The sequence below is a fragment of the Planctomicrobium mucosum genome (genome assembly GCF_051466335.1).
In the GTDB taxonomy this organism is placed as follows: Bacteria; Planctomycetota; Planctomycetia; order Planctomycetales; family Planctomycetaceae; genus Planctomicrobium.
Genome location: NZ_CP195793.1, coordinates 4,554,685 through 4,573,307 on the forward strand (window position 1 = coordinate 4,554,685; position 18,623 = coordinate 4,573,307).

15 protein-coding genes are annotated in these 18,623 nt (G+C 52.2%); 7 read left to right on the forward strand and 8 right to left on the reverse strand.

The window, feature by feature from the left end:
* Nucleotides 1–217: 217 nt before the first annotated feature.
* On the forward strand, nt 218–2,521 hold the full coding sequence (locus SH668x_RS18105) for an ATP-binding protein (protein ID WP_437186469.1): 2,304 nt from the start codon (nt 218–220) through the stop codon (nt 2,519–2,521).
* Nucleotides 2,522–2,625: 104 nt separating this feature from the next.
* Here the strand turns inward: SH668x_RS18105 and trpD are convergent, their stop codons facing one another.
* The 3 genes from trpD to SH668x_RS18120 all read right to left on the reverse strand — a co-directional run bounded on the left by trpD (nt 2,626) and on the right by SH668x_RS18120 (nt 5,185).
* Nucleotides 2,626–3,648 (reverse strand): anthranilate phosphoribosyltransferase, encoded by a 1,023-nt coding sequence (gene trpD, locus SH668x_RS18110; RefSeq protein WP_437186470.1) that lies wholly within the window; start codon nt 3,646–3,648, stop codon nt 2,626–2,628.
* Nucleotides 3,649–3,744: 96 nt separating this feature from the next.
* Nucleotides 3,745–4,401: a phosphoribosylanthranilate isomerase gene (locus tag SH668x_RS18115; RefSeq protein WP_437186471.1), complete on the reverse strand. Its 657-nt coding sequence runs from the start codon at nt 4,399–4,401 to the stop codon at nt 3,745–3,747.
* 106 nt (nt 4,402–4,507) lie between these two features.
* Nucleotides 4,508–5,185: a 7-carboxy-7-deazaguanine synthase QueE gene (locus SH668x_RS18120; protein ID WP_437186472.1), complete on the reverse strand. Its 678-nt coding sequence runs from the start codon at nt 5,183–5,185 to the stop codon at nt 4,508–4,510.
* A gap of 294 nt (nt 5,186–5,479) precedes the next feature.
* Between SH668x_RS18120 and SH668x_RS18125 the strand changes: the two genes are divergently transcribed.
* Both SH668x_RS18125 and SH668x_RS18130 read left to right on the forward strand, forming a co-directional pair.
* A complete protein-coding gene (locus SH668x_RS18125) occupies nt 5,480–5,716 on the forward strand; it encodes a carbon storage regulator (protein ID WP_437186473.1) in 237 nt (78 codons plus the stop codon).
* A gap of 548 nt (nt 5,717–6,264) precedes the next feature.
* Nucleotides 6,265–7,371 carry a S1C family serine protease gene (locus tag SH668x_RS18130; protein ID WP_437186474.1) on the forward strand — a complete coding sequence of 369 codons (1,107 nt, stop codon included), beginning with the start codon at nt 6,265–6,267 and terminating at the stop codon, nt 7,369–7,371.
* 55 nt (nt 7,372–7,426) lie between these two features.
* Here the strand turns inward: SH668x_RS18130 and lpxB are convergent, their stop codons facing one another.
* Entirely contained in the window at nt 7,427–8,605 is a 1,179-nt protein-coding gene (gene lpxB / locus SH668x_RS18135) for a lipid-A-disaccharide synthase (protein WP_437186475.1), read from the reverse strand.
* Nucleotides 8,606–8,755: 150 nt separating this feature from the next.
* Nucleotides 8,756–10,633, reverse strand: coding sequence for a hypothetical protein (locus tag SH668x_RS18140; RefSeq protein WP_437186476.1), 1,878 nt, complete (start codon nt 10,631–10,633; stop codon nt 8,756–8,758).
* Between SH668x_RS18140 and SH668x_RS18145 the strand changes: the two genes are divergently transcribed.
* Together SH668x_RS18145 and SH668x_RS18150 are read left to right on the forward strand one after the other, a co-directional pair.
* The gene (locus tag SH668x_RS18145; protein WP_437186477.1) at nt 10,632–10,790 is read left to right on the forward strand and encodes a hypothetical protein; all 159 of its coding nucleotides are present in this window, start codon (nt 10,632–10,634) and stop codon (nt 10,788–10,790) included. The two genes, SH668x_RS18140 and SH668x_RS18145, sit on opposite strands and share 2 nt — an antisense overlap.
* Before the next feature lie 112 nt (nt 10,791–10,902).
* Entirely contained in the window at nt 10,903–12,102 is a 1,200-nt protein-coding gene (locus SH668x_RS18150) for a S1C family serine protease (RefSeq protein ID WP_437186478.1), read from the forward strand.
* 150 nt (nt 12,103–12,252) lie between these two features.
* On the opposite strand, the gene SH668x_RS18155 is transcribed toward SH668x_RS18150, so the two are convergent.
* The gene (locus SH668x_RS18155) at nt 12,253–13,368 is read right to left on the reverse strand and encodes a hypothetical protein (protein WP_437186479.1); all 1,116 of its coding nucleotides are present in this window, start codon (nt 13,366–13,368) and stop codon (nt 12,253–12,255) included.
* Between the two features lie 419 nt (nt 13,369–13,787).
* Here SH668x_RS18155 and SH668x_RS18160 point away from each other — a divergent pair, with 419 nt between their 5' ends.
* A complete protein-coding gene (locus SH668x_RS18160) occupies nt 13,788–15,068 on the forward strand; it encodes a glycosyltransferase (RefSeq protein ID WP_437186480.1) in 1,281 nt (426 codons plus the stop codon).
* Here SH668x_RS18160 and SH668x_RS18165 read toward each other — a convergent pair.
* The gene (locus SH668x_RS18165) at nt 15,022–15,786 is read right to left on the reverse strand and encodes a (5-formylfuran-3-yl)methyl phosphate synthase (protein WP_437186481.1); all 765 of its coding nucleotides are present in this window, start codon (nt 15,784–15,786) and stop codon (nt 15,022–15,024) included. The two genes, SH668x_RS18160 and SH668x_RS18165, sit on opposite strands and share 47 nt — an antisense overlap.
* 230 nt (nt 15,787–16,016) lie before the next feature.
* On the opposite strand from SH668x_RS18165, the gene SH668x_RS18170 reads away from it, so the two are divergent.
* Complete coding sequence (locus SH668x_RS18170; protein WP_437186482.1) at nt 16,017–17,435, forward strand: sigma-54-dependent transcriptional regulator; 1,419 nt, start codon at nt 16,017–16,019, stop codon at nt 17,433–17,435.
* 216 nt (nt 17,436–17,651) lie between these two features.
* On the opposite strand, the gene SH668x_RS18175 is transcribed toward SH668x_RS18170, so the two are convergent.
* Entirely contained in the window at nt 17,652–18,596 is a 945-nt protein-coding gene (locus SH668x_RS18175; protein ID WP_437186483.1) for an aldo/keto reductase, read from the reverse strand.
* Between the last annotated feature and the right edge of the window lie 27 nt (nt 18,597–18,623).

The window sequence follows — 18,623 nt, forward strand, 5'->3', positions numbered from 1 at the left end:
ATCTCACGGGGATCTGGGCCGTGAATACCCTCTTCTGTCTCTCAGTGTTTTTCTTTGCGGAGTCAATTTCATAAAGAAATTGACGGAAAACAAAAAAGTTTGTTTATTTGAAATTCTCCTGAGTAGTGAAGTGAGTTAAAGATAGAGACGTAAGTGGGATCGCATTGCACCACAGAGAATCTCCGGTTAACGGATGACGTACTCCATCAAAAAATTTATGGACGCCTACTCAGGCGATGCCGTCATCGTGACGGATGATACGTTACATGTCACCTTCATGAATGAGGTGGCTCAAAACCTGACTGGCTGGAAAAATTCGAGCGCGATTGGACGTCCGCTCTCAGACGTCTGTCGCGGATTGGATGTCGATCAGGTTGGCAATCGCGATGTAGTTCTTCAAAGTGTGCTTCGAAACGGTGTCGTAGGCATCCTGTCACCGCGGTTCATCTACACCGCGTCGCAGGAGAATCCAATTGAGATTCTCGGTAAGATCGAACCGATTCAGGTTGATCATCGCGTGACCGGCGTGGTCATCCTCTTCCGTGAATCCTATCGACCAAAGTCTTCGGAAACCGTTCCTGAGAAGGAACTGTATGAAATACGGTCCCGATTGGAGTCCGTTCTTGCAGCGGGAGAGGTCGGGACATGGGACCTCGACGTCAAGTTGAACCGAGTGCGTGGAGATAAAAATCTGGGGCAGTTGTTCGGTTTTACAGCAGACGAAGCGGCCAACGAACCTCTCGAATCGTTCATCAATCGAATCCATGTCCACGATCGGGTACGTATCCACCAGTTGATCCACGCCAGCATGCAGGATCGGGACGTTCATAACTATGAAGCGGAATTCCGGATTGTACCTGAGCAAGGCCGGATCATCTGGGTTGCTGCACGAGGTCGAATTGAACGTGATTTCTCAGGAGAAGCGATTCGATTTCCGGGAGTTTTAATCGACATCACGGTCAGAAAGCAGAACGAAGAAGTCGTCGCATTACTTGCTCAGAAGAGTGAACAGCTTCGGCGTCTTTACGCGACAGCGTTGTCGAATACAGAGGATCTGATTTTTACCGTCGATCCACAGGGGCACTTCACCTTTGTGAATTCCTCGCTGCTGAATGTGTGGCGGATGTCCTACGAGCAAGCGATCGGGAAAAATTTTCTCGAGGTGGGTTATGCTCAGGAATTCGCTGGGAAAATGCAGCGTGAAATCGAAGGAGTTATCAGAACACGGGCGACGACTCGAGGAGAAACAAACCAACTCACACATTCGTGGAATCGTTTTTTTGAGTACATCCTCGTTCCAGTGATCGGAGAAGATGGCACGGTTGAAGCCGTCGCTGGCTCCACCCGAGAAATCACCGATCGCAAGAACGATGAGATGGCATTGCGTGAGTCTCAGCGGAACAAGGATGGGTTTCTCGCGACACTTGCTCACGAATTAAGAAATCCATTGACGCCAATCTCAATTGCGATTTCGATGATGCACGACGCTGCCGAAGACCCCGCGCAGGTGCGTGAGCTTGCAAGTGTTGCCGGGCGTCAGTTGAAGTTGCTGATCCGCCTGGTTGATGACCTGCTAGACGTCTCCCGAATCAGTCTCGGCAAGATTGAACTTCAGCTTCGTCAATGTTTGCTGCAGGATGTGATGGTTCAGGCGCTGGAATCGGTTCAACTTACTGTTCAGGAATCGGACCACCTCCTGATTCCCAATATCCAGACCGAACCGATTTCCCTGTGGGGAGACTCAGACCGATTGACGCAGGTCGTTATGAATCTGATCAACAACGCTGTGAAATACACGAATCCAGGCGGTCGGATTGAAGTGACAGCCAAAGCTGTTGGTAAAAATGCAGTAATTGAGGTGAAGGACAATGGAGTTGGAATTCCGGTTGATCATCTCAGCGGCGTGTTCGAACTCTATAAGCAACTCGATTCGCAGACCCTTTCGAAGAACTCGGGACTCGGCTTAGGGCTTGCGCTCGTCAGGCAATTGGTGGAACTGCACAGAGGAAATGTCGTCATTTACAGTCAAGGGGCAGGGACAGGGACACGAGTAACGGTTGAGATCCCCGCAATTCAGAATCAGGCCCAAGAGACAGGGGCCACTCAGCTTCAGGAGCGAGTCACGTTCCGCACCGAGAATTCCAGAAGGATACTGGTTGTCGATGATATGCGGGCCATCACACTGTCGATGAAGAAGTTGCTTGAAAGATTAGGACACAGGGTGTTGGCAGCAGAAAACTGTCAGGCTGCTCTCGATCAGCTGGATTCGTTTCAGCCAGAAATCATTATCTCAGACATCTCCATGCCGGGCATGAGTGGGTACGAGTTGGCGAAGCAGGTCCGACAACGCTTCGGCGCGTCAATCGGGCTGATCGCAATGACAGGCTACGGAATGGAAGCAGACCAAGAGTTCTCAAAGAAAAACGGGTTTGATTACCACATCGTCAAGCCGCCCAATATCCGAGAACTTCAGCGAGTGCTGGAGACAATCAACTCGCGAGCGGAAGTCAAACCGGAATAACCACGGATCGGCCATTCGCTGACTCAACTGAAGGAAGGGCGAATCTCCGGAGATGCGATCTTCTCGTCGCCCCATTCTCGATTCAGGCACCTCCGTGACAGGGACTAATGCTTGTTCGTCCAGTGCCTGAGTTCTTCCAGTTTGTTCCAGGCCCGGCCATCGTCAATGGCCTTGGCAGCCAAGCTTGCAGCCTCTTTGAGATTGTCTGAAATGCCTCGACAATAAAGCCCCATCGCAGCGTTTGCGAGGACCATATTGCGGTGCGCTCCCTTTTCCCCTCGCAGTAGACCTTCGACGACCTTGGCGCTTTCTCCGGAGGAGTTCACCTTGATTTCAGCGATCGTGCATTCCTGCAAATCGAAATCTGCTGCAGTGCAACTCCATTGGGTCAATTCGCTTCCACGGACTTCCCAGACGTTGGTGCTCTCCCAGAGAGAGACTTCATCTATCTGATTGTTTCCGCAAACGATACACGCACGCTTGAGATTTAATTTGCTGGCAGCACCTGCAATTTTGGCTGCGTAGGTATCTCTCGCTGCCCCAAGAAGCTGGAATTCTGCCGCTGCCGGGTTCGTCAGCGGTCCAAGTAAATTGAAGATTGTTCTGAACGCCAGCTGCTGTCTGACGGATGCGACATGCTTCATTGCGCTGTGAAACGTGCGCGCGTAGAAGAAGCTGAGTCCGACGGCGTCGAGGCAGGCTCCCGCTTGATCGGGCGTCAGCTCAATGTTCACTCCGAGTGCTTCCAGGACATCGGCCGAGCCACTGGAGCTCGAGACACTTCTGTTTCCATGTTTAGCAACTGGAACTCCTGCTCCGGCCAGCACGAACGCAGTCGCAGTGCTGATGTTAAACGTGTGGAGCTGGTCGCCACCAGTACCGCAGGTGTCGATCAAACCTTCCCGAGTGGTTTGAAGTCTGGCCGCCCGGGCTCTCATCGCCAACGCTGCTCCTGCCAGTTCATCAACGGTTTCGCCTTTGACTGCCAGCCCGGTGAGAAAGGCAGCGATTTCGATGTCGCTGCAACGCCCATCCATGACAGCGCCGAACGCCTGCTCCATCGAGATTCCATCGAGTGATTCACCCTGTAGGAGTTTTTGAAAAGCACTGCGAATTTCAGACTGCATGAGCGTTCCAGTTCAGGGACTTGTCTATGAAGCACGAGATGGATGGAGTTCTGAAATTCGCAAGCCGATGCAGGTCGCGAGTCTCAGGAGCGGAAACTACATGGTATTGATTACTGGCTGGCGCGAAAACTCGATGAACCGACGTACCGCCTCTGGACTTTGCTTTCCGGGAAATTCTTCAACTCCGCTGGCAACATCAACACCAAACGGACGAACGGTCGAAATTGCTTCCCTGACGTTTTCCGGGTGAAGCCCACCCGCGAGAACCATTGGCGGCCAATCCGGACACCAGTTTTGCGAGAGCAGTTCCCAAGGGGCGACATGACCGGTGCCGCCATAACTCCCTTCAACTTTAGCGTCGATCAGTACACTTTTGATCTCCGTGCCTCGTTTCTGATGCTCCTCAAGCTCTCTTTGTAGGGTGTCCAACCCTTCTTCGCCCACTCGGCATGCACGGATGATCTGAAAGTCTCGAAGCTCCGCGACGAAATCCGGGGTTTCGTCTCCATGTAGCTGAATCGTCCGAATTCCACATGTGGTAGCAATGCTGCGGATCTGTTCGAGTGAATGATTGACGAATAACCCAACCGGGCAGATCGTCTCTGGAAGAATCCGTACGATTTCCTTGGCCACATCTGGAGTGACATAGCGTTTTGAACGTTCAAAGAAGTTGAGTCCGATGGCATCCGGTTGGAAGCGGATGACCTCTTCTGCGGATCGGATCTCTTTGATGCCGCAGATTTTTACCCACATGTTCATTTCCTGAATAACAAAGCAGAGGAGAAATCAGACCTGGCAGTGGCACGTCGAGGGGAAGTCTCGAGGATGGCGACCGAAACCTGATTGGTCTCGTACCGAATTAAGTTCCACGAGTGTTCCCGAAGAGTTCGATGTGCAATCTCGGAGTCACATTCCAGCCACGTTTCTTCGCTTCTTCTTCGAGCCAGCCCATCTTCTCTTTGAGAAGCTCCAGTTGGGTCCCTTGCGGCATCAGGTAGACCTTTTCCGGAACGACGTGCGGAAACTCTTCCAGATACTGCTCGATGTCGTCGAGGTCCTCGATGACGTCGACGACAAATTTCAGCTGGTAATCATACTCAGTTGTGAGCCGTTGGATGACCTCTGGGCGATGCCTGCGGGCATTATGACGCAGTTTCCACGTGGTTCCAACCGGGGTGGAGTTTGCTCGCTTGGGGCTGATCGACATGAGATCGGCAGTAACATGGCGAAAGACTGTCCCGGCTGTTTCGATGGTGATTGTGAAATCTTGTTCTTTGAGAGCGGCAGCGAGCGGCACAATCTCGGGAGTCAGCAACGGTTCGCCTCCCGTCAACACAAAATGCCGCGCGCGATAGCTGCTGATTTCCTGCAGCAGGCTTTGAATGGTTCGTTCGGTCCCCTCGGGTTTCCATGAAGTATATGGAGTATCGCAAAACCAGCAGCGGAGGTTGCAACCAGAGGTGCGGATGAACCCGGACGGGATGCCGAGGTATCGCCCTTCTCCTTGCACTGACTCAAAAACTTCTGAGATCCACATGAGCTGAACTTGATGAGTTGGCCGGTTGCACGACTTGCAGGGGGAAATTCTCGATTTTACAGAGGTGGGGGGGCAAAAGACAGTCTCACTCTGGAAATCCTAAAAAACAAACACCACGAACAATTCCCGCAAACTGATTCACTTCAATAAATTACGTCACATCACATCAATGCAGGCGAGTTTCTGAGCCAACGATTGGCATGGGGTGTGCTTTACAGTCTTGCATCACACCAAAACATCCTCGAGTTCAACTCTCTCGAATCAATCAACTCACCAGCTTATCTGGAGATCAATATGTTAGTTCTGTCTCGCAAAAACGAAGAGTTCATCCAGATTGGCAGCGACATTGTGATCAAGATCATCAAGTCGTCGAATGGTTCAGTCAAAATCGGAATTGATGCACCGGGAAATCTTCGCGTCCTTCGAGGAGAACTCCAGGAAGAACGGCTTCCAATGGCAAAACCAATCAGCCGACAGCGTTTTTCAGAGATCTCGGAAGCCAAGATTCCACAGATCGCTGAAGTGATTTAATGAACTAAAAAAATCATCCGCCCCCTTTTTAAGATTTCCTCATTGAACCCAGCGATTGTGCCGATTCTTATGGGGCACAAGGAGAGCGGTGAGAGTTTCCATCTCGCGGCAACTCAAGGGGGGCGCCCTTCTCCGGTGTCTTCTTGCGAAGAAATTCGCATTAGCGTCCAAAGAGTTGGACCTCTTTAAAACCGCGCGAACGCTCGCGCGGTTTTTTTATGCGCCGAATTCTCCCCGTTCGCCCTCAGCTTGAAGGGGCCCCCGATCTTTCAGGGAATGCGAACTGATCTGCAGGCAGATTCGGCCACGTCCGAACGAACCTAAACCCTTGTCCCACAATTGTATTTGTTCCCATAAACGACACACAGCAATCCTTAAAAAGTGGTGATGAAGCGATTCGAGGGGTCCGCGAAGGTGTGACGTGATTGCGATTGTAAATGGTCAGAAATTGTCACTTTTTCCACTTTTGGATGACAACGGCCATCGCTGTTACATAGAATGACGCGGTGCTTCTGTCGGTGCTTGGATCATATCTGTAAAGGTTGTGCATGAAATTCCGCACTCCTGTACTCTCGACGCTGGCGTCATTGGCAATCCCCTTGCTCGGGATTCTGGCATACATTCCGTTAGTGGCGAAAGCAGATCCGCCGCCGCCGCCGTTCTCCGATAGCGACTTGGTGACCGGGCGAAATTTTCGGACCGCATTCAGTGGTGTGATTGAGCATCCGGCGAAAAGCACAGTTGTGATTCTGGCCGGAGAGAAGCGAATTGCCTTCGGCACGATTGTGAGCAGCGATGGTTTTATATTGACCAAAGCGAGTCAGACGACATCCGCTGATCAAGTTCGCTTACCTGATGGAGCGGTTCTTCCCATCGTCCGAGTAGGCATTTCGCAGCCGGTCGATCTTTCTCTCTTTAAAGTGGAAGCCGCTGGGCTAACATCTGCAACATGGGATGCTTCAGAACCTCTCCTTGGAGAGTGGTTCATCACTGTTGGAGATCAATCTGCTGCTGTCGCTGTGGGTGTCATGAGCACGGCAAAGCTGCGAATTCCTCGATCCGATGTCCATGGATATCTGGGGGTCAGACTCGCTAGAGAGTCTCTGCCAAAAATCGAACAGGTGTTCCCGAACAGCGGTGCCTCCAATGCAGGATTGCAGGAAGGGGACGTGGTTCTCGAAATCGACCAGGAAGCAATCACTTCTGGTGGTCAACTCGTGAAGAAACTCCGCGATTATCGCCCGGGGGATACACTGACGATCAGAGTGAAGCGGGCGGAGGAGGAACTTCCTTATTCTGTCACGCTGATGCATCCCTATGGGGAGTTTCTCTCGCGAATGGCGTTTCAAAATCAGATGGGGGGATCTCTGAGCTTTCGGCGTGATGATTTTGAATCGGTCTATCAACACGATTCTGTACTGGCGCCCGAAGAATGTGGAGGTCCAGTCGTGAACCTTGAAGGTCGCGTCGTCGGCATCAATATCGCCCGTGCTGGCCGAACTGAAACGTACGCCCTTCCCACTGCAACGGTTTTGGCGACACTCAATGAACTGATGTCTTCACCGATGAATCTGAACACGCTCGAGGCATCTGCGGATTCCTCCGAGCCAATGCCCAGTCCTCCGTCCAACGACGCGGACTCGTTTTCTCAGTGACACGGTCTTAGTCCACCCTGATTCGCCATTCCCGAGAGTACCCCGAGTGGAACAGTCAGGCCGTCTTTCGCAATTCATCGTATTGCGATTGCTGAAATCCCATCCGCTTTAGGAGGGTTTCCGCGGCGAGTTTCACTCCACCGGCAACAACGATCTCATCTGCGAGTGCAGCGACTTCCTGTTGCGATTTCTTCAATTCTTCGCGGTCAGAGAGCCACGAGTTCAGGACCGCGGTCATTCGATTCACTGTACGGCTACGACGTCGAACGATCGGGAATTCCGGCATGATGACGCGATCTGCGATCAGATTGGGGAGCGTCATGTATTTGCAATGAATCAGCAATTTCGCGAGTACATATAAGAGTGGAGTACCACGATAGACCACTGTTGTCGGTTTCTTGCGAGCCAGTAGTTCCAGGCTGACAGACCCCGATACCATCAGGCAACAATCCGACGCTTCAATGACCTCTGGCGTTGCATGCAGGTACAGGTCGATCGGGAGATCTTTGCCGTGCTCTGCAATCAGTTCTGAACATCGATCGTAGTGCCACTGCTTGTAACAGGCGACAGGAAACCGCACATCCGGATGTGACTGATGTAGCTCTTCAATGACGTCGAGCATCACCGGAAAATTACGGTTGACCTCAGCTTTGCGTGACCCCGGCAGAATAGCAAGTTTCGTTTCTGCTGATGCATCAAGCTGCTGCATGACGTGCTTTTGCAATTGATGGTGACGGACTTCGTCGAAAAAAGGGTGCCCAACGTATTCCACGTCGACTCCTTTTTCCTTGTACCATCGTTCTTCGAAAGGGAGAACGGAAAGGACGCAATTGACCAGGCGTTTGAGTTTTCTTAATCGCCATCCCCCCCAAGCCCAGAGTTGCGGAGGACAGTAGTAGTAGACTGGAACACCAGCGCGGCGGGCCGCTTTTGCAATCCACCAATTGAATCCCGGAAAGTCGACCAGTACGACTGCATCTGGCTTGTTAGCCTGAATGAAGGCGTCTGCTTGCTTGTAGAGGTCCCAGAACTGCGACAACAGCGGGAGGACTCCTCCGATTCCCATTACTGCGAGATTCGTCAGGGGGTAAATCGCAGTCTGGCCTGCTTGCGCCATATGCGGGCCGCCGAACCCGGTCACACGGACGTCAGGAATGTGCGACTTAATCTGCTCAATCATTTGAGCAGCGTGCTGGTCACCACTCGGCTCACCGACGGAAAAGAAAATGTGCATCGAGACTTCCTGATCTGCGCACGCTGTGATTCGTCCTGAATTCTAGGGGGAGCTTAATCGATTCCTGAAAGAGCCGCTACGTACGTTTTCATCCCCGCAACTGCGGGCCCTGAACAAGCGACATCCCACAACTGTTTTCCCCGAAATGCCTTACAGCTCGACTTCGACGAGCGGCTCGAGATTTCCCTGAGGAGTAAACCGACCAAATACGGTTTCGTTGTTCGTGTGAACGCCAAGTACCGATCGCGGAATTTGGGCTTCCTGGTGGCTGTGGTAGACCATCCATTGCTTCTTGCTAAAGCGGATGCGGTGGCCAACAGCGACTTCGGGTGGAATGTATTGGCCATTCTCGACGACAGTCAGACGATACCACTCGACTGGGTCTTCCGTCCGTTTTGGAGACCAGTCGAACAGCGTTGAAAGGTAAAGTGACTTGCCGTGCGACTGAATCGAGACCGTGACGTTTTTGTCGTCAATCGTCATGGTTTCGTCACTTCGGTCCAGTCGCATTTGCGGGGATGTCCAGGGGAAGACGCGAACACGCAAACTTCCATGAATCAATGCCTGCTCGCGTGAAAGCCGGTCTTCTTCATGCGACCATCCGGCGGCCAGTGGTAATCTCTTTGTGAATTCGAGTGTACACTTCTCTGGAGTTCGTACCGAATCTGAGATCATCAACAGTGATTCGTTACGAACGAGTAATGCCTGCCGAACAATCTGAATCGGGGAATCGGCGTTCATTTGAAGTTCGATGAACACGGCATCTTTATCGAAGAACCAGCAACAGCATGTCCAGCTTCCCGTCGGAATCTGCTCGACTCCGTTCACCTTAAGAGTGTGCGACCATTCTCCGGAAAACAGGTTCTGGTTGGCGGCGATCACATCGATTTCTGGAATCTCACCGGCAAACTTGACGAGAAACTGATCGACGGGTCCCTTCCAACTCGAGCGTAGCGATGCCCACTCAGCCCAGTCCGACTGTTGACTGACGAGTGGTAATTTTCCACGAATTGCCAATGTGTCTTCGTTCGAAACAGACAGGAATGACGCGGATTCCCATTTGGAGAGCAGCGAAATCAGGCCCGGTCTCGACTTTAAGTGCAACACTTCTGCGACGGCCAGCAACGTACTGCAGACCTGACCAACCGGTCTGGTTGTCGTGGCCACATGACGAGGTGTGACTAACAACGCACTCCGACAGAACAGTCCTTCCAGTCGCTGATGACTCTCCCGATTCCAGATTGAAGCATTGACACAATCCGCGAACAGCGTGAGTGCTGCCAGTTGGGTGAGTCGAGGAATAATCTCATCGAGGATACGGGCGTGGGGCGTGCCATCATTGTCAACGATCGCCTCCAGTCCCCGCCTCAGGTTTTGGACGGCGCTGCGATAGAGCTTTCGATTTCCTTTCAAATCCGGGCAGATCAAGCTGTGCAAAACCTGAATTTCCAGTGTATCAAACCCGGTGCAGGAAACTTCGTCCTCGGCCGCGTCCTGATCTTTCGATTCTCCTGCAAGCGACAGCCAGCTGCAGGTTGATTCGAAGGTCCAGCGAAACAGAGTGAAGTAAGTCTCGTCATCCAGATGTCTGGCGCCGAGTCGTAGTAACCAGTGAGCAGCGATCAACGTGTGTTGGTCGAGTCCGGACTCAGAAGATTCAGTGATCTTGGCCTGAACAGCCTGCGACAATTCTTCGGAAGTAAGTGACGTGTTCAACAGGCATTGTGCGAGCGACCCTTCGTGGAGATCCGATTGATCGACGGAGGCAAGTTCTTTCCAGAAAGTCAGCAGCGATCCAAGAACGCGCGCCCGCTCACGTTTGCCGATTCGACATTCACGCTCGAAGGCTTGAGGAAGTCCCTTCGCAAAGGCGACGACATCACCGTGCTTGGCTGCAGTCGCAATTTTACTGGAGCAACCGTTGCGGAAATGCAGTGTTTTCAACCAATCCGCGTCGCTCAGATTGTGGGAGTTTTCCACTTGTGAACTATGTGAATTGGAGTTCGAATGACCGCTTTTTCCTGACATGTCTTGGAAGCCTATTACGAAATCCACGGGAACAGCGAAGGCCATTGATCCGGGGACAGTGATCTGTCTGGGGACGAATTTCAAAATTCAGGATGATCGATTTTCAGGAATCAGCTACAACCCAGTCGTGACCGGGACAATCCGCCGTCGCAATTGAATGATGACAAATTGCTGACGCCAGAGCGTTTCCGGCTGCCATGACTGATCCGTGAGTGTTTGCAGTATACAGATTTCGACGTGGTGTCGAACCTTGAGAAAAGGGATTTTTCGTGCGTCAATTCGTCGCTTGCCTGCTCGCAGCCATCGTGGGAAGTTGCGTGTCGTTATGGATTCTCGACTCAGGGAGTTCCGGTTTGGGAACTGTGCTGGCACAGAATTTTCCAATGAACCTCCCGCCGCTTCCTCAAACCGGAGGCGATCAGGTCAAATCCACCCCTGTCGATACTCGCAGCCAGTTCCCGCTGGAATCGTATAACCGAGATGGATTGACTCCCGATGAAGCAGTGAACATCGCGGTCTATGAACACTGTAACCGGAGTGTGGTGAATATCTCGACAACCGGTTCAAGCTCCAGTCGTCTCTTCATGATGACGGTTCCGGAAGAGGGAAGTGGTTCCGGAGCCATTCTGGACAAACAAGGTCACATTCTCACGAATTACCACGTAATTGAACGGGCCCGTCAGGTTAACGTCACTCTCTTTAATGAAGAGTCGCTCCCCGCAAAATTGGTCGGAGCAGATCCGGTGAACGACATCGCAATCATCAAGATTGATGCTCCTGAGGAACACCTGTTTCCGATCGAGATTGGAAATTCCGACAACTTGAGGGTCGGAATGCGTGTCTTCCCACTCGGGAATCCGTTCGGTCTTGAGCGGACGATGGGGCAGGGGATTATTTCCAGCTTGAATCGAACGCTTGAAGTGCAGCGCAACTGGGTGATCAAGTCGATCATTCAAATTGATGCATCCATCAATCCTGGGAATTCAGGCGGGCCGTTGATCGATACTCATGGCCGCCTGATCGGCATGAATACCGCGATTGCCAGCCGCGTCGAGCAAAGTGCGGGAATCGGATTCGCAATTCCTGCAAATCTGATTCGTCGAGTCGTTCCGGAATTGATCAAGCAAGGGAAAGTGATTCGAGGAGACGTTGGCATCACTCACGTGACTGTCACGGACAAGGGACTGCGTGTGACTCGAATGACCCCCGCCGGTCCTGCGGAGAAGGCTGGAGTGAGAGGTCCACAGGTTACCCGTCGTGGGCCACTACTGATTGAAGATCGCGGAGCGGCCGACGTTATCGTCGCTGTGAATGAACAGCCGGTCACTTCCGCTGCTGAGTTTTTAGGCTACATCGAGAGCAAAAAACCGGGTGACATCGTAGAAATCTCGGTGTTGCGAAGAGACAAGGTAATGAAGATTCCTGTCACACTGGGAGGGGACCCGAACGTGACAACACCAAGTCCGTAGTCGACTCGCAGAGAGCCGTTTGGCGTGCGCCTGCTACAGGAGAATTCAACCCGTCGTAAACGGCAGTCACTGAATGACTCATCAGAAAATCGCGTCAGCACTGACCTGTGCTGACGCGATTTCGTCTTTAGATCGACTCGGTTTTCAAAGTTATGGAAGGTCGATGACTTTCAGGACAACGGGATCTTTTCCGGTCTGGATTAGCACGACACCGCGCGATTCGTCCAGCTTGTCCATCTGTAATGTTCCGCTGAGGGCTTCAACTTTCTCAAATTCCTGGCCAGCAGTGTTTCCATCTGGGACAGGATTGGTGATCCCTTCTTCTCGCGCGATGTCATCAGTGCTGATCTTCATCACACCACGAGCGCTGTTCGAGAGCAGCAAAAAGTCTTTCCCATCTTTCTTATAGGCAATCATGTCCAATGGTTGGTTTCTGTTGCCGAGTTCAGCGAGAGTGGTTCCCTGGACTTTCGCTGATGGTTCAGAGCTTTCTGACAGGCTGGTAAGCGGGAATCGCACGAGCGGAGTGCAAACGAAGCCGGCGAGCAAACTCGGCTCCCCGTTGACTATGAATGGGACAAAAGTACGAATCGGAGCGTAGTCTTCCGAACGACCATGAGCCGCATGATAGAACTCGAGTGAAGTCCCCTGGTCGACTTCCTGAAACGGAAATTTCAACGACCACACGTTGGACGCTGCTTTCTCATTGCTCAATCCCGCGACGAGCAATTGCCCGTTCGCAAAGCTCAGGTCGGTGATGGCGTTGGTTCGATTGTTGCGAGTGCGATTTCCAACGGTCACCTCTTTGTCTTCAGCGGCATTTGGCAACGCAATGCTGCTGAATGGAATATTACTGAGGTCGAGTTGGCGGAGTTCGCCTTGACCATTTACGACCTGAAAGATCGCTGGTTTTGCGTCTGGAGTTTCGACGGAAATATAGACGTTCTTTGTAGCTGGATTGACAGCAAGGTCTGAGATCTTGATAGATTCAGCCATGACATCGAGTGTCTTCGCGATCTTCGTACTCAGCTTGTCGACTTCGGTTAAGGGGGCATTCCCCTCGTTAGGGTCGCCAGAAGCGATTGCGAAGATTTGCGCGGATTTAGAGTCGCCAACGAAGAGAATTCCGTCTGGGCCGAACGCCATTGCGCTGATGGATGCGATTTCGGGAGCACCCGATTTCAATCCGTAGATGTCTTCAGCTTGCAACGGGGCAGCGAGAGCGAGAAGAAATGCTCCCAACGCGAGGTCTTTCAGATTCATCATGACGCTTCACCTCTTCAGAAAGGAAATCGTAAGGGTGAATTTGATCTTACGCATTTGAGGTGATGGTTCTCAAGGATTTCTTGGTCGGACGACCAAGTAAACGGTCAAGTAACGGTGGAGTCCTACAAGAATGCGACGGGGCGTTCCAAACCAACATCAATTTTCACCATTCCTAGAAATCGGTTTTCTGCATCGCAAATTCGTAACAACTGTTAGTGACGAGCGATCTCTGGCGGTCTCTCAGGGCTGAAAAGAATTTTGCTCTCTCAGATCCGCGATTTAGACGACAAATACGCAGAGTTCGCAACATTCCCTCGTTCTGGTCTCATTTTAACAACACCCATCGAACGCTTTGAGAAGACGGTATCTAGTAAGAGATCCTCTAGCGGTTCTGATTCTGAGAGTTCGGTCGTTCTACCATGTACTGGTTTGTGGGGATCTTCTTAGGTGCAGCCTCGATTGTGATCTCGATCCATCTTTATTGGACATACAAATTTGTCCAATTATTGAAATCGAGTTCAATTGGCCGAGACGAAATCGCTCGATCGCCGAGAACTCTCGTCGTGATGGCGTTAAGAGGTGCGGATCCATTTCTTGGAGAAACGCTCCTTCGTCTCGCCAGTCAGTCCTATCGAAACTTCACGATTCGAATCATCGTCGACAGCGAGACCGATCCCGCCTGGGAGCCCCTGAGTCGCTTTCTAGATGTGAAAGATCGTCCTCGCACTGAGGTCCAGATCCTGAGACTGCGTCGGACCAACTGCAGCTTAAAGGCCAGTGCTCTGATCCAGGCATTGACGAATCTGGAACCAGAATACGAAGTTATCGTTCAACTGGACGCAGACGCTGTTCCGTATCCAGACTGGTTGCTGGACATGGTTGCCCCGATGGTTTCCAGGCCGGAAGTCGGAGTTGTCAGCGGCTTACGCTGGTACGTCGCTCCGAAAGACAACTGGGCCGCTCGCCTGAGACAGATCTGGGGAGCCGGAGCAATGATCCAGATGCATGCGCTGGATATGGTCTGGGGCGGCTCATTGGGAATTCGGCGAACTTTTCTGGACGAGAGCAATCTGCTGGGATACTGGAGTCACAGCATCTCGGACGACATGGTGACGACAAGTGCCATTCGCTCTACGCACTATAAAATTGCGTATGTCCCAGCGATCCTGTCCAACCACGAACGGACAACAATTCCATCGAGCTTCGAGTTCATCAGTCGCCAGCTTTTTCAGGCTCGTTGGCATAACGAGTCCTGGACCTATGTCAGCCTGATGACCAATGGTTCCAACATCGCGGTGCTGAGTGCACTCGCTGCAATTGGGATGGCAGCGATCTCTGGCGACTGGGGAGTTGCCCTGGGTGTGCTCGCATTACTGATCGTTGTGGTGGACGCCGTTGGACGACAGCTCAGATGGGCTGAGCGTCACGTGCGAGTCCGGCTGCATCATCAGGGAGAGACGGTTAGCCCGATTGGACTATGGCACTTCTTTTGTGTGTACCCCGCGGGAATTCTCTCTGGACTCTGTTTCGTTAAGGCGAGTCTGTCTAGTCGCATCGTTTGGCGAGGCGTCGTTTATGATGCACTCGGGCTGCAGCAGTTTCGCCTGGTTACGGATAACGATCGCGAAATGACCGTAAATGACCAGCAACCGGTCAATTGTGTTCTTGTCCCATCGGAATCCCCTTCAGCCGGCTATTAAACGCGTGAATCGCGCGCGGATCTATTCCCTGCATGCGATTGTTATCGAAGCAGACCGCTGAGCGGACCGCCACGACGTCGACCCCCGCTTCGGCGAGAACGTTCACGTCTTCAAGTGCGACTTTTCCCGCGGCGATCACCATGAGACCTGCTTGATGCAGTTGCTTGACGATGGCCTGCAGACGTTGTCTGGAGAGATGATCCAGCAGCGACCCGCTTCCCTTAAGAAACGTGTCGAAAAGCACTCCTGCGCAGCCCGTGTCAATTGCGGCTGAGAGAATCTCATCCGTGTCGGGAGATTGAGCCGCTTCCGAGTCCACGTACACCACCCCGATCCATTGTGGAGGAGGGAGAGATTCGCGGCACCTGTGGAGGAGTACTTGCCTCACATTCAGCCAAAGACTCTTCCAGTTCAACTCTTCTTTGAGATGCGAGAGCCCCATTTTGATGTAGCTCAATTGAGGGATCGACTCGCCCTCGTGCAGCTGACTTTCAGAATGGGCGAACTCGTGAAGTTCGCCCCATGCGGCACTGACCTGGATGACAATCTGAGAACTGTGAGCAATCTGGGTAATCTCTTTGATCACCGCGAGATCCGCCCTTCCGAGAGACCCGCGAAGTGTCTCTTTAATATCGAGGATATCAACGCCTGCTTCCAATGCGACCTGTGCCTCATGCGAATTTCGGACACTCACCAGGAGTTTGGGGGGGGATTTCATTGCGTCGGAAGTCGGGTGCTGAATTGGAGAGAGGTTTTCGGATACAAAATATCGACATAAAGCAGTAATTTTCAGTCATTTCGGAAAAATTCGTTAAAGATCTTCGAAGACTCGAATTTACACGCTCGCCGGATTTGTGTTATTTACTCCTTCGCAATCACCCCCCCTGCGAGAGCTTGGATGCTTGAACAGGGGATGTCTCGTAGTCTCTCAGCAACACAGGATCCGTTATGTCGTCACGGATGGACGACCCGAGCGCAAAAGGCGCCCGGCGTTTACGGTTGCTCTTCGTCGATGATGAAGCTCCCATTCGCATGGTTATGGGGAAGGAGCTCCAACGCATCGGACATGAAGTCACAATTGCAGATGGTGGAAGAGCCGCACTGGCTGCGCTTTCCGAGAACATCTTCGATGCTGTGATCGTCGATTTGAAGATGCCGGAAGTCGATGGCTGGGGTGTCATTGAACACATTAAGAAGTCCGGTGTCGAAACGGACATCATCATCAGTACCGGTCACGGTGGGGTTGATGACGCAATTCGCGCGTTGCGTTTAGGAGCCTACGACTTCCTTCGCAAGCCATATAAAATCGTGGAGATTGACAGCGTTCTCAATCGAGTCGCTGAAAAACGCACACTTGCAAATCGGGCCATCGCGCTCGAAAGCGAACTCGAGACAGTCCGTGGAAAAACAGATCTCGTTGGAGAGTCTGCCGCGATGCAGCGAGTCAAAACGCTGGTCAGCCGGATTGCACCGACTGACTCAAGCGTCCTGATTCTCGGAGAAACCGGGACAGGGAAAGAACTCGTTGCACGCAGCATCCACGAGTCCAGCCAGCGCTCAAAGATGCCCTTCGTGGCAGTCAATTGTGGTGCATTGCCCGAAAATTTGGTCGAAAGCGAATTGTTCGGCCACAAGAAAGGGGCATTCACCGGAGCAGATACCCCACGCAAAGGCCTGATCGAAGTTGCCAACGGCGGGACATTGTTCCTGGATGAGTTGGGCGAACTCGACAAGTCGATGCAGGTGAAGTTGCTGCGGTTTCTGGAATCCGGAGAAGTTCGTCGGGTCGGGGAAAACGAAGCCTTCAATGTCGATGTCAGAGTTGTCTGCGCGACCAACCGTAACCTCGCGGATATGGTGGCAGAAGGAACATTTCGAGAAGACTTGTTCTTCCGCGTGAACACGTTTGAGATTCGGCTCCCTCCATTGCGGGAGCGAAAAGAAGATATTCCGGCACTCGCCCGATTCCTGGCCGCACGCCAAATGAAGCGGTCATCTGTTCCTGAATCACTTCTAGCTCCTGAAACGATCGAGTTGATGCGATCGCACGAATGGAGCGGAAATGTCCGCGAACTGGCGAATGCTGTTGAACATGCCCTCATCCTTTCCGACGGCAAAGTCATCCTTCCGGAAGATCTGCCAACCAGTGTTTCACGACGTCCTTCGACGGGGAACAAGCCGTTCCAGATCTCTAATTTTGCGTATCTGATGACGCTGAAAGAGATCGAAATGGAAGTGATTCTTCAGACAATGGAGAAGCACAATGGCGACAAACCGAAGACCGCCGAAGAACTCGGAATTGCCTTGAAAACGTTGTACAACAAGCTGAATCAGCACTACGGCGGAGAGCAATCAAAAGTTGCCTGAACGCCTTTCAGAATCAGTTTGAATTCAGCCGCTGCGTCGACACGACACAGCGGCTTTTTTGTTCCGTCCGTCGAACGATGCTGAATATCAACACTTTGGAACGAGATTCACTTCCCTGAGTGCATGGGTTGTTGTCCACCTTGCCGAAGGAAAGAGAACAGGTTGACTTGGGAAGCGTCAGAGAAGGATGTCTGGCGTTAGGCGCCGGATCTGGACCTACATGACTGGAACGTCGTTATTTTCAGGGCGGCCTTCGATGTAGAACCAGTTGTGGATCGGCTTCAGAATTTCCAACACCCCTTTTAACAGCTCTTCATCCAATGGTTTTTCTGTCCATTCCGCCCACTCTCGAATGCGATTTGGGTTTGCACTTCCGGTGATACACGTCGACATCCCGGGGTGTGCAACGGAAAACTGCAACGCTAGCTGCGCAATATCGACGCCATTCGATCGGCAGTACTCAGCTGCAGCAGCGCAGGTTTCACGGACAAAGGGAGTCGCTTTATGCCATGATGGAAGTGATGCATTCGTTAAAAGCCGTGCTGAAAATGGGGCCGCATTCAATGTCCCGACACCTTTCCCATGCAGATACGGCAGCAAGTCGGCGTACATCGTATTTTGAAGTGTGTAATGGTTGTACGACAGCACAACATCCAGTTGAGCCTGGTCGAGAACGAACTTGAAAATCTTCATGGGGTAGCCGCTGATCCCCACAAATCCCACTTTTCCCTTCTCCTGTTCTTTTCGCAGAGCAGGCAAGGTTTCATCAACGATCTGCTGCATCTCGACAAACTCAATGTCATGACAGAACACCAGATCGAGGTGATCGACCCCCATCCGTTCCAAGCTGACGTCGATACTCTCTCGCACTCGCTTTGCGCTAAAGTCGAAATGCGATCCAGCGTATCTCCCCAGTTTGGTACTTAGCAGATAGGAATCGCGGGGGACTCCTCGTAACGCGAAACCGAGCAGGCATTCTGAAGTTCCGCGACCATAAAACGGAGACGTGTCAATCAGATTCATCCCGCAATCGAGAGCAGCATGGACAGACGAAATGGCTTCGTCGAGATTGACTGATCGAAATTCCTGTCCCAGCGACGAAGCACCAAAGCTCAACACAGGAACTTCCAGACCGGTTTGCCCTAACTGACGTCGCTGCATCGATTCTGCCCCTCAATTGGCCCGTAG

Coding starts and splice junctions, on each gene's coding strand:
- SH668x_RS18105 (WP_437186469.1), top strand. CDS start 218: ATGGACGCCTACTCAGGCGATGCCGTCATCGTGACGGATGATACGTTA.
- trpD (WP_437186470.1), bottom strand. CDS start 3,648: ATGCAGTCTGAAATTCGCAGTGCTTTTCAAAAACTCCTACAGGGTGAA.
- SH668x_RS18115 (WP_437186471.1), bottom strand. CDS start 4,401: ATGTGGGTAAAAATCTGCGGCATCAAAGAGATCCGATCCGCAGAAGAG.
- SH668x_RS18120 (WP_437186472.1), bottom strand. CDS start 5,185: ATGTGGATCTCAGAAGTTTTTGAGTCAGTGCAAGGAGAAGGGCGATAC.
- SH668x_RS18125 (WP_437186473.1), top strand. CDS start 5,480: ATGTTAGTTCTGTCTCGCAAAAACGAAGAGTTCATCCAGATTGGCAGC.
- SH668x_RS18130 (WP_437186474.1), top strand. CDS start 6,265: ATGAAATTCCGCACTCCTGTACTCTCGACGCTGGCGTCATTGGCAATC.
- lpxB (WP_437186475.1), bottom strand. CDS start 8,605: ATGCACATTTTCTTTTCCGTCGGTGAGCCGAGTGGTGACCAGCACGCT.
- SH668x_RS18145 (WP_437186477.1), top strand. CDS start 10,632: ATGTCTTGGAAGCCTATTACGAAATCCACGGGAACAGCGAAGGCCATT.
- SH668x_RS18140 (WP_437186476.1), bottom strand. CDS start 10,633: ATGTCAGGAAAAAGCGGTCATTCGAACTCCAATTCACATAGTTCACAA.
- SH668x_RS18155 (WP_437186479.1), bottom strand. CDS start 13,368: ATGATGAATCTGAAAGACCTCGCGTTGGGAGCATTTCTTCTCGCTCTC.
- SH668x_RS18160 (WP_437186480.1), top strand. CDS start 13,788: ATGTACTGGTTTGTGGGGATCTTCTTAGGTGCAGCCTCGATTGTGATC.
- SH668x_RS18165 (WP_437186481.1), bottom strand. CDS start 15,786: ATGAAATCCCCCCCCAAACTCCTGGTGAGTGTCCGAAATTCGCATGAG.
- SH668x_RS18170 (WP_437186482.1), top strand. CDS start 16,017: ATGTCGTCACGGATGGACGACCCGAGCGCAAAAGGCGCCCGGCGTTTA.
- SH668x_RS18175 (WP_437186483.1), bottom strand. CDS start 18,596: ATGCAGCGACGTCAGTTAGGGCAAACCGGTCTGGAAGTTCCTGTGTTG.